Source organism: Bacillus sp. NP157, assembly GCA_018889975.1.
GTDB lineage: Bacteria > Pseudomonadota > Gammaproteobacteria > Xanthomonadales > Rhodanobacteraceae > Luteibacter.
This window is the reverse complement of the sequence record CP076546.1, coordinates 504,819-517,985: the sequence shown is the minus strand read 5'-3', so window position 1 is coordinate 517,985 and position 13,167 is coordinate 504,819. Positions and strand designations below refer to the sequence as shown.

Annotated in this window: 11 protein-coding genes; 1 reads left to right on the top strand and 10 read right to left on the bottom strand. The window is 66.5% G+C overall.

What is annotated here, in order from left to right:
- Positions 1 to 9: 9 nt before the first annotated feature.
- The 4 genes from KPL74_02420 to KPL74_02405 form a co-directional block, all read right to left on the bottom strand.
- Positions 10 to 3,777, bottom strand: a complete 3,768-nt coding sequence (locus KPL74_02420) for a DUF4132 domain-containing protein (GenBank protein ID QWT20876.1) — start codon at positions 3,775 to 3,777, stop codon at positions 10 to 12.
- Positions 3,778 to 3,898: 121 nt separating this feature from the next.
- Positions 3,899 to 4,672, bottom strand: coding sequence for a CsgG/HfaB family protein (locus KPL74_02415; GenBank protein ID QWT20875.1), 774 nt, complete (start codon positions 4,670 to 4,672; stop codon positions 3,899 to 3,901).
- A 179-nt stretch (positions 4,673 to 4,851) separates the two neighbouring features.
- Positions 4,852 to 5,610 (bottom strand): SGNH/GDSL hydrolase family protein, encoded by a 759-nt coding sequence (locus KPL74_02410; GenBank protein ID QWT20874.1) that lies wholly within the window; start codon positions 5,608 to 5,610, stop codon positions 4,852 to 4,854.
- A 13-nt stretch (positions 5,611 to 5,623) separates the two neighbouring features.
- On the bottom strand, positions 5,624 to 5,968 hold the full coding sequence (locus KPL74_02405; protein QWT20873.1) for a hypothetical protein: 345 nt from the start codon (positions 5,966 to 5,968) through the stop codon (positions 5,624 to 5,626).
- Between the two features lie 92 nt (positions 5,969 to 6,060).
- Between KPL74_02405 and KPL74_02400 the strand changes: the two genes are divergently transcribed.
- Entirely contained in the window at positions 6,061 to 6,393 is a 333-nt protein-coding gene (locus KPL74_02400) for a low molecular weight protein tyrosine phosphatase family protein (GenBank protein ID QWT20872.1), read from the top strand.
- Between the two features lie 37 nt (positions 6,394 to 6,430).
- On the opposite strand, the gene KPL74_02395 is transcribed toward KPL74_02400, so the two are convergent.
- From KPL74_02395 to rpsF, 6 genes are all read right to left on the bottom strand, one after another.
- Positions 6,431 to 7,879, bottom strand: coding sequence for an NAD(P)/FAD-dependent oxidoreductase (locus tag KPL74_02395; GenBank protein QWT20871.1), 1,449 nt, complete (start codon positions 7,877 to 7,879; stop codon positions 6,431 to 6,433).
- A 36-nt stretch (positions 7,880 to 7,915) separates the two neighbouring features.
- On the bottom strand, positions 7,916 to 9,346 hold the full coding sequence (locus KPL74_02390) for a replicative DNA helicase (GenBank protein ID QWT20870.1): 1,431 nt from the start codon (positions 9,344 to 9,346) through the stop codon (positions 7,916 to 7,918).
- A gap of 123 nt (positions 9,347 to 9,469) precedes the next feature.
- Positions 9,470 to 10,696, bottom strand: coding sequence for an alginate export family protein (locus KPL74_02385; GenBank protein ID QWT20869.1), 1,227 nt, complete (start codon positions 10,694 to 10,696; stop codon positions 9,470 to 9,472).
- A gap of 1,019 nt (positions 10,697 to 11,715) precedes the next feature.
- Entirely contained in the window at positions 11,716 to 12,162 is a 447-nt protein-coding gene (rplI, locus tag KPL74_02380) for a 50S ribosomal protein L9 (protein ID QWT20868.1), read from the bottom strand.
- Between the two features lie 108 nt (positions 12,163 to 12,270).
- Complete coding sequence (rpsR, locus tag KPL74_02375; protein ID QWT20867.1) at positions 12,271 to 12,501, bottom strand: 30S ribosomal protein S18; 231 nt, start codon at positions 12,499 to 12,501, stop codon at positions 12,271 to 12,273.
- 15 nt (positions 12,502 to 12,516) lie between these two features.
- Positions 12,517 to 12,930 carry a 30S ribosomal protein S6 gene (gene rpsF / locus KPL74_02370; protein ID QWT20866.1) on the bottom strand — a complete coding sequence of 138 codons (414 nt, stop codon included), beginning with the start codon at positions 12,928 to 12,930 and terminating at the stop codon, positions 12,517 to 12,519.
- Positions 12,931 to 13,167 lie beyond the last annotated feature (237 nt).

Sequence of the window (13,167 nt, the reverse complement as noted above, 5' to 3'; positions counted from 1 at the left end):
GCCATCACCTCAGTATTCGCTCTTCTTTTTCCAGTCCGCGTCGTAACCGGGGCCATCGGCCGCCGCCAGGCGCAGGTCGTTGTAGCACTCCGACAGCAGGATGGCGGGCACCTGGCCCAGCGACATCTCGGCGGCCGGGGCGTTCTCGGCGGGAACATGGGTGAACGACAACGCCTCGAAGGCTACGGTGCGGTTCGTCTCCGGCAACGGGTTACCGGTGAAATGGATGTGCGCCGTGATGTTCAGCGTGGGGAACCGCTTCACGTAGGTGCTGAACCAGCCACCGTCTTCCGTGGGCCCACGCACGTAACCCAGCTTGCTCATGCGGCCACGCAGCGGGAAGGTTTCGGTGAGGTGTCCTTCGAAATCCTTGATCGACGTCGCGCCACGGTTCGCCGCGTCCAGTCGATACGAGCCCTTGCCGAACTGCTGGAACAGGGGCGCCACCTCGTAATCGGCGAAGTGCGCCGACCAGGCATCGACCACGTCCGCCGCCAGCAGCGAGTCATGCGCGATGCGTACGCGGGCCTCGTCGTCGAGCGTCACGGCCTCGTCGTCCACGTCGGTCAGCGTGCCATCATCGAGCGGACGGAACACGCGAGCGACCGCGCCGTCGACGATCTCGGTCCACGCCAGGCGACGGATGAGCTGGCCCATCACGGCATGGCGGTTGAAATAACGATCCCAGTCGGCGAAGCGCCACTCGCGTTCCGTGCAAAGGGCTTCGTAAAGGCGCTCGGACTGCAGGTCGACCACCGACTTCAACGACTTCTTCGCGGCAGCCCAGCTTTGCTTGCTCGCCTTGACCTGCTCGGCGTCGTCGTCCTGGCGTGGGTTAGGCAACGACTTGATGACCTTGCCGTCCGGGCTGCGCAGTTCCAGCTGCAGGCCGGCCAGCAGGCGTGCCACGAACACGCGCTCGCCGTAGGAAAGCTCGAGGTTGCCCTCTTCGTCGAAGCCGGCGGTCGGGACGGTGCGGTCGGCGAGTTCGTCGAGCGTCCAGTCATTGCGATCAGCCAGCGCGCGTGCCTGGCGCGAGGCTTCTTCCTGGAAGCTCTTGGTCCGGAAGCGGCTGCCGATGGAGAGCATCAGCTGGATGGCGGACGGGTGCTCGATCCACGCCAGCATGGCGATCAGCGACTTGCCCTGTGACGCACGCGTTCCGTAGTACTCCTTGAGATAGCGTCCCGCCGAATCGGCGGCGTTGCCACCCGCACAGGCCGCGGCCACCGCCAGCATGCCTTTGCTCGACGCGGCGGAACCCCTGGGTTCGCGCATGGCCGCGGGCAACATCGCCGTGTAGATCTCCTGTTCGGTCTTGCCGGCGAAGCGGTGCTCCTGGGCGTGTTGCGGGTATTGCTTGAGGAAGGCCGCCGTCTGCCGCGCCGAGTTCGCCGCGCGCCGCATCGCTACATCGGCATCGATCGGCCGCAGGTCTTCGGCGATCCACGCGTCGAGGACGAACTGGCCGAAACGTTCGCGATCGCGTGGCTCGAACATCGCGCAGTATTTGCGCAGCACCGCGTTGGGTTCCGGGGTTTTCTGCTTCACCGCCTGGGCGATCATCCAGCGCAGCACGTCGGCCGGCACGGCGTCGCCGGTGTCGGCCCAGCGTACGGCGGGGATCGCGTCCCAGGGGAAGGCATCGAGATCCTTCGGCAAGCCCTTGGCCAGCGATTTCGCCGCCTCGCTTGCGAGCGCATCGCGATTGAGGAAACGTTCGACCGGTTCGCCCAGCACCTGCAAGGCATCGAGCATGGCGCCCTTGGCGACGTCGTGCTTCTCGCGCGCCACCGCCGTGGCAAGCGGCGCGATCGCCGGCGCATGGCGCAGGCGGCCGAGCCAGGTCGCCGCCACCGCGCGCACCTCGGCCTTGCCGTCGGACAGCGCCGCGATGATCCGGATTTCCTTGTCCGGCAGGTTGCCCAGGGCATCCTGCGCGAGCAGGCGGTCGGCCTTCGCCGTCCCCAGCGCCACTTCGTACAGGGTGTTCACGATCAGTGCCGGCGTGACCGGCAACGTGGCCAGTGCGCGGTACAGCGGCGGCCGGCGGAACCAATAGCCGTTGGCGTCGCGCGGTGCGTTGCGCAGGAAGTCCGCCGCGGCGTGCAGGTGCCTTGCCATGTACGGCCACACGGCCTCGGCCGGCCATTCGGTAGCGAACGGCGACCACGACGCGATGTTGCGCAGAAGGCCTTCCGCAGGCGCGCCGAAGGCCTCGCCCATCACCGCGATCTCGAGCAGGCCGGGGCGCCCCGAGTGCCGCTGCATGGCGTTGAAGGCGGCCTGTGCGCCGTGGTCGAGCGTGCCGTTGGCACCCGCTGCGCTGCCGAAGAAGGCGAAGATCCGATAGATCTCGGCCGGTGTGACGCCGTCCCAGGTCGCGTACGCGTTGAGCTGCAGGTTGAGCTGGGCCATGCCCTGGCGGCCACCGCGATCATGCGGTTCCGACGGGACCGGCGGCTGGCGGAACGCCTGCTTCAGCGCGGCGACCTGCTTCGGGGCGAACAACGGCTCCTGCCACGGCTTCCAGCTCACCTTCTGCCCGGCCGTCGACTTCTGGTAGTAGTCCATGCGCTGCCGGTTACCGGCGTCGATCCGCGCGTTGACCTCGGCAAACAGGCGGTCGATGCGCGCGTCGACACCCGGCGGGCACGACCAGTCGATCACCGGCACCTCGACTGCGAAGGCATCGGGCATGTCCACGCTGCCGGCCCCGCTGGCCCACTCGTCCAGCAGCGCGCGCACCGACGCGGCCTTGTCGGCGCCGGCCAGTTCGCGCAGCTCGTCGCGACGCGCTTCGTCGCCCTCGCCGATCATCCACAGCAGGCGCAGGGCGAACGCGCGGTTGTCGGGCTTGCCGCCGCGTGCGATGGCAAGCAGCGGTTCGATGATCGCCGTGCCGGCGCGAACGGCAAGCGGCTGCGCCGCGCTGCGCAGGGCGCGGGACGGCGCGGTGGCCCACTCGGCCAGGATGCCGGCCAGCGCTTCGGACGCACGGGCGTCGCCCTTGTCGAGCAGCCCGATCATGTGTGCCCGCTGGTCCGGATCGCTCGAGGACATCAGCGGGCGCAGTCGCTCGGCATGGCGCACGAGGGCATCCGCATAGCCGCCAAGGGCGACCACGGCCAGGGCCCGGTAGCGGTGCATGCCCCAGCGGCCCACCGGCATGGAAAAGGTGGCGACGAGCAGGGTTCCCGGCGGCTGCCCGGCCGCGACCGCCATGGCGTCGAGCAGGTCGTGGGTCAGGGCGCTCGGTGATGCGAAGCGTTCGCTGAACTGGTTCAGTGCGCAGCCGCAGGCGTGGGCCACGAGCAGCTCGGTCCAGTGGCTGTGGTCGGGCATGTCCAGCATGAAAGGCGTCTGGCCACCGCGCTGGCGGCTCGGCTGGATCACGCTGGCTTCCAGCACGCGCGCCCAGCGCAGCATCGTCTCGGCCGGGGCGTCCACCGTGGCGTACAGGGCGCGGGCCGCCTCGAGCGTGGCCTGCTCCGGGCCGCCGCCCATGGTCATGCCGGTGAACTGGCCGCGCAGGGTGCCCAGCGCATTGCCCACCGCGCCATCGGCGGCCAGCCGGTCGAGCAGCGAGGGATCCTTGCCCTCGGCAACGAAGGCCGCGATCGCCGCCGCGGTGTCGCGCGCCAGCGGATCGTTGGGCTGCCGTTCGCGAGCCGAGAGCCACGCCGTGAGCGCGCGCAGCCACACGCCGTTCTCCTGTTCGACCGCGGACGCGGACGCGCCGCCACCGCCCAGGACCTTGCCAATCCATTTCAGCACAGCCAACCCCTGTACGAAGCCTCGGAAGACCTCACCCCGGCGCCAACGATAGCCGAATCAGATGTCAAAAACTGCGACAGGCGCGCTCCCCGCATCGCGCGAGGCGCACGCCTGCCGCCCTTTACTTCGCGGCGGATGCGTTGGCGGCAAGGCCACCGAGTTCGTCCACGAGCTTCGTATAGGCGTCGAGGTAGGCCATGGTGATGACCTGGCCCTGGGTGGTGTTCGCGTAGGCACCCACGGCCGCGCGCCCTTCCGCTTCCGAGCCCCAAAGGCCACCACTGGCGCCGAAGCCCAGGTCGTTCTTTTCGCCATGCCCCTCGGTCAGCGCGACTTGCTCCGACGAGCGCACGTCGGTGATCGTGAGCGTGACGTCCGCGGTCTTCGAGCTCAGCTTGACGTTGCTTGCCAGGCGCCCGGCCTGGCCGCCGAGCAGGCCGCCGAGCATTGCACCAACGCCAGCGCCACCGGCATCGCGGTTGCTCGAAACGAGGTCGGGCACCAGCACATAGTCGGCGGCCTTGACCTGGCCCTTGCCGACGTTCGAGCCACCGCGCAGTTCGCCGTTCGCGGATAGCGAGCGCTCATGCATGGCGGCGCCCATGCCCATGCCGCGGTCGACCAGCGTGAAGCAGCCGGACTTCGCCACGAAAACCTTGATGAGCTTGGTCGGCGACGGAAGTTGCTGGCCGGTCCACCAGTGCACGCCGCCCTCCGGCTCAACGACGGAGAGGCTGCCGAGCTTCTTGCCGCACTTGGGGATGGCAGCGACCTTCGCCTCGTGATCGCGCTGGGCTTTCGCCACCAGTGGATTGGCCGCGTTACATGCGCTTAATGCAAAAGTCGCCACAAGGGCCACGACGACGGTCGCCGCGGTCTGGCTGAAGCGTTCCATGAGTTAATCCTGTCCATGCGCGCCCGGGGAAAGAAACCTGACCGTGGTGCGGGCGCGTGGACGGACAGGCTGTCGCGAGACCCGCAAATGCTAGCGAGCCCCGCGCATGGACTGGATTAGGAGTAGTCCTAAAAGTGGGGACGAATTGCGTCAGGCGCTTATCGCGCGCAGGCGCGCTCCTACAGGGGACTCGCCAGGGTGGCGTCGATGGCCTTTTGCGCCAGGGGGGCCATCACGCGGTAGCCGGCGGCGTTGGGATGCAGGCCGTCGTCGCTGAGGTCGGCGCGCAGCTGGCCCTTCGAGTCGACGGTGGCCGCGAAGTAGTCGATGTAACCGAGATGCTCGCGCGCGGTGTAATCCTTGATCCAGCGGTTCAGCGCGCTGATCGTGGCCGGCGGACGTCGCTGGCTGGACGTCGCATCGACGTAGTCGCTGATCGGCAGCAGGTTGGCGATGACCACGTGGATACCGTGCGCCTTCGCCAGCTCGCTCATCGTCATCAGGTTGTCTTCGATCATCTGCAGCGACGAGGCGCCGGTGTTCCCGGCAATGTCGTTGGTGCCGGCGAGGATCACCACCACCGTCGGCTTCAGCGCGATCACGTCCGCGCGGAAACGCACCAGCATCTGCGGCGTGGTCTGCCCACTGATGCCGCGGTTGATGTAACCCTTGCCGGGGAAGAATTCGCCGACCGGGCGGCCCCAGAAGTCCGTGATTGAATCACCCATGAAGATGACCCGCTTCTCGCCCGGCTTCAGCGGCGGATACGTGGCGTTGTCCTTCGCGAAGCGCGCGAGCAATGGCCAGTCGTTGAGCCGCTGCTCGATGTCGGCACGCTGGTCGGCGCTGGGATGGTCGGGAAGCAGGATGCGCGTTTGCGCGGGCGCCGCCAGCGCGACGGCACAGAGTGCGAGGCCGAACAGGAACCGATACGACATCTGCGAATCCCTCCTAGGGCTTGCGGCGGCGTGCGCGCAGGAACAAAACGCTGACGGCCACGGCGGCGACGATGCCGAACCAGCCGACCATCGAGGTGAGGCTGTAACGGAGGTTGTCGATGCCCATGCCGAGGAAAACCAGGATCATCAGGAGGGTGAGCGCCGGCTGCATCCTGTAGACCGGCAGGTTGCGCGAACTGGCCAGCTGCACCTGGCTGATGCGGTCGGCGATCGGCAGGCACGCTTCCGAACATGCCACGCCCAGCGTCACCGGCCGCGCACAGGCGGCGCACGTGCCTTTCAGGCAGCTACGGCAGACCGCCACGGCTTCCGCCTCATGATGGACAAAACAACGCATGGATTCCCTCCCCAGGCCCCCTTGGCCGTCCCGGGATGGTCGGGGAATTCGGCGGATCGCGCAATGGAAACCGGTCACGTTACGATGCGCCGATGACCCGCGTCCTTTTCCTCTGTGGCAAGAACCGCCTGCGCAGCCCGACGGCCGAGCAGGTTTTTTCCGCGTGGCCCGGCATCGAAACGGACTCTGCCGGGGTCAATCGCGACGCCGACGTGCCCGTCAGCATGGAGCAGGTTCGCTGGGCCGAGCTGATCGTGGTGATGGAGAAAGCCCACCTCGCGAAGTTGCGCCGGGGATTCAAGGCGGGACTGGGCAAGGCGCGCGTGGTTTGCGTCGACATCCCCGATGACTACGGGTTCATGCAGGACGAGTTGGTAGCGTTGCTGGAGGCGCGCGTGGGGCCGCTACTGACGGGGCGGTCCTGAAGGAATTTGGATAGGTCGATGGTGGTGGCGCGGGTCGTCAATGATGGACCAGCGCCGGATCATCGATGGGATCGTCGAGTAGCACCCGCCGGTCTTCCTCGTAGCGATGGCTGACTCGCCATGGCGCCTCCCTGCCCTGCCTGGGTAGCCGGGCTTCGCCGCGCTCGACGTAGCCCGCGTGGAGCGAATCCATGATGCACGTCGCCAGCGCCTGGCCGCGAGGCGCCTGCGGCATGACGACATGGACGTCGCGCTGCTTCATCCAGGCCAGCAGGCGGCAGACGTATTGCGCGGCGAGGTCGACCTTCAGGGTCCATGACGCGTTGATGTAACCGAACAACACGGCTGCGTTCGGAATGCCTTCGAGCAAGACGCCTTTGTAGGTCAACAGCGTGCCGGGATCGCGCGCGGCGCCGTCGACATCGAGGGTCATGCCGCCCAGCACCTGCAGGTGGAATCCGGTGGCGGCGACCACGACGTCGGCATCGATCGTGGCGCCGGACGCCAGCCGCAGGCCGGTCGGGGTGAAGCTCGCCACAGTGTCGGTCCACACCGACGCCTTGCCGTCTCGCAACGCGTGGAACAGGTCATGGTCCGGTATCACGCAGAGGCGCTGTTCCCACGGGTTATAGGTGGGCGTGAAGTCGGCCAGCGACGCGGCGCCCTCCAGCTGATGACGCACGCCGGCCAGCAGCAGCGAACGCACGCGGCGTGGCCAGCGCATCGCAGCACGGTAGAGCAGGCGTTGCAGCGCGATGTTGCGCCGTCGTGCGAGCGCGTAGACGAGCTTCGCGGGCAGCACATGCAATAACGCCGCGGATATCGCGTCGCGCGATGGCAGCGACATCACGTAGCCCGGCGAACGCTGCAACATGGTGACGTGCGCCGCCGTGCGTGCAAGTGCAGGCACCAGCGTGATCGCCGTCGCCCCACTTCCGATGACGACCACGCGCTTGTCCGCCACGTCCAGGTCGTGCGGCCAGTGCTGTGGATGGACGAAGCGCCCCTGGAAGGTCTCGACTCCATCGAACGCGGGGACGTAGCCTTCGTCATAGGCGTAGTACCCCGTGCAGCCGACGAGGAAGCTGGCGGTGAGATGGTGTTCGGTGCCGGCATCGTCGACGGCAGTCACGGTCCACGTGGACGTAGCCGACGACCACGACGCATGCGTGGTGCGCATGCCGAAACGAATCTTCGGCTCGATCCCGTGCTCGCGTGCCGTCGCCTCGATGTAGGCGAGGATGGAGGGACCATCGGCCAGCACTTTCAGTTCGTGCCAGGGCCGGAAACCGAAGCCGAAGGTGAACATGTCGGAGTCCGAGCGGACTCCGGGATAGCGGAACAGATCCCAGGTGCCGCCGAGGGCGTGGCGGCGCTCGAGGATGGCGACGCTTTTACCCGGGCACGCCGATGCCAGCCTGCAGGCCATGCCGATGCCGGAAAGGCCTGCGCCGATGATCAGGACATCGTGGTGGTCGGTGTGCATGCGCAACCCCCGTCGTCAGGACGGAGGTTACGCCGATCATTCGAAGCTGCCCACGTAGGAATCCGGGGTCCAGTTCTCGAATTTGGTGTAATGACCGAGGAAAGCCAGTTTCACGGTGTCGGTCGGGCCGTTTCGCTGCTTGCCGATGATGATCTCGGCCAGGCCCTTATCCGGCGACTCCTTGTTGTAGTAGTCGTCGCGGTAGATGAACATGATTACGTCCGCATCCTGCTCGATAGCGCCGGATTCGCGAAGATCGGACATCATCGGGCGCTTGTCGGCGCGCTGCTCCAGTGAGCGGTTCAACTGCGACAGCGCGATCACCGGCACGTTGAGTTCCTTGGCCAGCGCCTTCAGGCCACGCGAGATCTCGGAGATTTCCGTCGCGCGGTTTTCCTTGTTGCCCGGCACCTGCATCAGCTGCAGGTAGTCGATCACGATCAGGCCAAGGCCATGCTCGCGTTGCAGGCGGCGCGAACGCGAACGCATTTCCACCGGCGACATCGCGGGGGTGTCGTCGATGAAGATCTTCGCGTCGGACAGCATGGTGATGGCCGACGTGACGCGCGGCCAGTCTTCCTCGGCAAGGTCGCCGTTACGCAGGTGCTGCGCATGGATGCGGCCCAGCGAGGAAATCAGTCGGAACGCCAGCTGGGAGGCGGACATTTCCATCGAGAACACGGCCACCGCTTTCTTCGCACGCATGGCGGCGGCTTCGGCCAGGTTCAGCGCGAACGCCGTCTTGCCCATCGAGGGACGCGCCGCGACGATGATCAGGTCGGACGGCTGCAGGCCCGCGGTGAGCTCGTCCAGGTCGGTGAAACCGGTGGACAGGCCGGTGAGCTGGCCACGGTTCTCGTAGCGCTCGGTGAGCATGCGGAACGCGTCGCTTACCGCCTCGCGCATGGACACGATGTCTTTCTTGCCGCGCGCGCCGGATTCCGCGATGCGGAACACGCGCTGCTCGGCCATTTCCATCACTTCCTGGACGCTCTTGCCCTCGGGGCGGAAGCCGTCTTCGGTGATGGCCGTGCCCGCATCGATCAGCTGGCGAAGCACGGATTTCTCGCGAACGATGTCGCCATAGGCCGCGATGTTCGCGGCGCTGGGCGTGGCGTTGGCCAGTTCGATCAGGTAGGTCGCGCCACCGACCATTTCATCCATCTCGTTGGACGCGAACCACTCGCCCAGCGTGATGGCATCGCAGGGCAGGCCCTTGCCGGCGAGTTCGTTGATCGCCCGCCAGATCATCCGGTGATCCTTGCGGTAGAAATCCTCGTCCGTGAGCTTGTCCGCGACCTTGTCCAGCGCGTCGGGCGAAAGCATCAGGCCGCCCAGCACCGCCTGCTCCGCCTCGATGGAATTGGGCGGTACGCGAAGGGCGTCGATGGCGGAAGGCTCGCGTCGGCGGCGCTCACCGCGCTCGCCGCGCCCGCCCCGCTCGCCGCGGTCGGGATTGAAGGACATGGATTACCTCGTCATGCATTCGGCGCTGACCCGGGCCCGGGTCGCCGTCTGGCCATGATACGCGCCCGGGTCTCAGGCGTTGAGAGGATAAGTCTGTGGATAACTTGTGGGAAACCTTCCGGTTCAGTCGGGTGCGCGACCAAAACGGTACTCGGCGATGAGCCATAGCTTGCGCTCGTCGACGCCGTGACTGCTGGCGCGGTAGTCGCCGTACTGCATCTCGAGGGACAGGCCCTTCGCCACGTTGACCTGCACGCCGGCATCCAGTTCGTTGCCGAGCATGGCCGCGGCGGCGCCCCGCACCGGCTCGAAATGGCGATACGTGACCTGCCAGGTGAGCTTGCGCCCCGCCTCGACCGTGCCATATAGGCCCGCATAGCGCTCCTGGAGCCCGTCCTTCGGAATCCTGAAGGCGACGACCCAGCCGTTGAAGGCACGGGCCGCGCCGTAGGCGACGTTGAACGCGTGGCGACCATCGCCGTCCAGCCGTTCGTCGCCGACGCGCACGGCAATGGGCGCGATGCCGTAACTCGCTTCCAGCAGGTGGTAGCCGAGGCTGAAACGCCCGGGGTTGTTGGCGTAATCGTGCTGTCGCGCCCATTCCGCCGTCCAGCCGAGCGTGGTGCCAGCGGGGCCCACGGCCTGCTTGCCGGTCCACCGGGCGCCAGCCGTGCGCACGGAGTTCACTGACGAGGTGTCGTTGCGAACGAAGTAGCCGTAGGCGGTGAGCTTGCCTACGGGCAAGGCCTGGTCGGCATGCAGCAGGTGCGCATCGAGCTTCCAGCGCCGCTGGTCGCGGTCATGGAAGTCGGCGCCCAGCGTCCGGTTGACCCGGCCCAGCCAGTGATAGCCCAGCTCACCGCCCTTCCACGCCTTCCACGAGGCGGACACGCCATCGAAGGACTGCAGGTTCTGCCGCCACGGGTTGTTGCTGAAGAAACGCCCGTTATCCAGCCGCACGAACTGGCGGCCCACGCGAAACGACACAGCGTCGTCGCGATAACCGACCCATGCATTGCTCAGGTTGGTCGACGCGGGATCGGGCTCGGCCGGATAGGGCGTGCGCCAGCCCGAGCCATCGTCGTATTGCGAGCCGAACAGCGACCAGGTGCGCAGGCCTTCGGCGTACGCGGTCCAGCCGCTGCCAAAGTCGAAGTGGTAACCGAGCCGCGCCCGCAACGTATTCGCATGCCCCCGCCGCGGCTTCCCGTCCGAATGCAGGTTGCTGTAGCGGTAACGCGTCTCGACATAAATCCGCTCATCCAGCGGGACTTCCGTCGCACCCACGCCCGCCGAACCCAACACGCCACCCGCCAGGCCTATGCAAGGCCGCCACCACCACTTCGTCATCGCCAACCCGATCCTGCTTTTTTCATGCGACCGTCGAATGTAGGAGACGACACACGCCCGGCCAACCCACACCACCGCAAGCCGCATGGCCATTGGCCCCGAGACCGCCACCCCCCGCCCCCACCCCACCACCCCCTGAGAAATGTAGGAGCGCGCCTGCGCGCGATTGGCGCCCCTCGATCCCGAATCTCCCCGCAGCGCTCGTACGTGGTCGCAGGAAGAGCCCTCGGCGCCTACCCTCGCTGCTCAGACAGCGTTCTGGCGTGCGACAGGGAGGGGCTGCTCCGCAGCCCGTTTATCTATGGGCCTACGGCCGCGCACCGGGTGCCGGGCGGAGGTTCTTGATTCGGCATCCTGCCTCAACAAGAACGGCCGGCCATCGTGGCCGGCCCCGTTCGGGCTTCTTCCGCCCGGCCCCCTCGCCGCCACGAACTCGCCTCGAGGGTAGGCGCCGAGGGCTCTTCTTCCACCATGTCGCAAGCTGGGTTGGACGGCGGCGGCATCGCCATCCCCGACGCAACGGCGGCTTTTGTAGGAGCGCGCCTGCGCGCGTATGGGATTGTCTGAACCCATCAAATGTCAGAGCCCACGACCACCATCGCGGTGTTCGTCGAGTGCGTTCGCATGAATCGGTGAATCAGGTTCCAGCATCCCCGCCCTGTTGGTTTTCGCGCGCAGGCGCGCTCCTACAACAACATTGCAGCGTTGGGCCAAGCCCCAGACCGGTTTCCCGCATGTCGCGCGCTGCCTGCAAGAACAGCCCTCGGCGCCCACCCTCGAGGCGAGTTCCGCACAAGTGAGCGGCCGTAGGCCGATAAGTACATGGGCCGCGGCTGCGGCCACCCTTGTCGAGCGCGGAGGACCTGTCTGAGCAGCGAGGGTGGGCGCCGAGGGCTGGTCCTGCGACCACGCCCGAGCGCCGCAGGGTGTACGCGACCACGCCCGAGCGCCGCGCGGCACGCAAAAAAAAACGGGCGCCACAAGGGCGCCCGTCTTCTGATCCAGCGGGTGATCGGTGCTTACGCGCCGATGACCTTGACCTTGACCGTCTGCTGCACGTCGGCGTGGAGGCTGATGACAACCTCGAAATCGCCCGTGTTGCGGAACGGGCCTTCGCCCTGGATCACTTCGCTCTTGTCGACGGCATAGCCGTCGGCGGTCAGCTTGTCGGCGATGTCACGCGGGGTGACCGAACCGAACAGCTTGCCTTCCGGCGAAGCGTTGACTTCGATGGTGATCTCGACGCCGTCAAGCTTGGCGGCACGCGCCTCGGCACCGGACAGCTGGTCCTTTGCCTTGGCTTCGTACTCGGCGCGACGCGCTTCGAACGCAGCGATGTTGGCGGCGTTGGCACGAGCAGCCTTGCCGGTCGGGAGGAGGAAGTTACGACCGTAACCCGGCTTGACGTTGACCTTGTCGCCGAGGTTACCGAGGTTCTTCACCTTCTCAAGAAGAATGAGTTCCATGGGATATTCCTTTTCGTTAGCACGGGTGTGGCCCGCGCAGCCAGGACGGTTGTCCGAAAGTTGCCTGAGATGGAAAGCCCTCCCCCTTGCAGGAGAGGGCTAGCCGGATCAGACGTCGTGGTTGTCCGTGTACGGCAGCAGCGACAGGAAGCGGGCGCGCTTGATAGCGGTCGCCAGCTGGCGCTGGTAACGCGCCTTGGTGCCGGTGATGCGGCTCGGAACGATCTTGCCGTTCTCGGTCACGTACTGACGCAGGGTGTTGAGATCCTTGTAATCGATCTCCTTCACGCCTTCAGCGGTGAAGCGGCAGAACTTACGGCGGCGGAAAAACTTAGACATGGCTGTATTCCCCGATTAATCGTCGCTGTCGCGGTCGCTGTCGCTGTCGCGAGCGCCGCGGTCGTCGTTGTCGTCGTCACGGCGACGCGAACCCTTCTGCTCATCCTTTTCCTTGCTCTTCAGGATGAACGACGGCTCGGCGTCGGCTTCGTCACGACGGATGACCAGGTGGCGCAGGACGGCGTCGTTGAAGCGGAAGCCCGTCTCGAGCTCGTTCAGGACGGTCTGCGAAACCTCGATGTTCAGCATCACGTAGTGAGCCTTGGCGAGGTTTTCGATCGGGTACGCCAGCTGGCGGCGGCCCCAGTCTTCGAGACGGTGGATCTTGCCGTTGTCGCCTTCGATCAGCGTCTTGTAACGCTCGATCATGGCCGGCACCTGCTCGCTCTGGTCCGGATGGACCAGGAACACGACTTCATAATGACGCATGGTGGCTCCTTGTGGATGCACCCCTCACGGGGATGGCAGCCTCCCGGACCAGCCGGTGAGGCAAGAAACCCCTCGAAGGCCGAGGGGTAGCCGCGCATGTTAACGGGCGGACTGGGGTAAATTCAAGTGGTTAGGGGAGTGAGCGGCCGCTTTGCGGCCTTGTGAAGCGCAAATCGCCAGTAACCGCCGCCAGACGGGGCAAGCGGCGGCAGCTGACGCCTCACAGCAGGCCGGAGG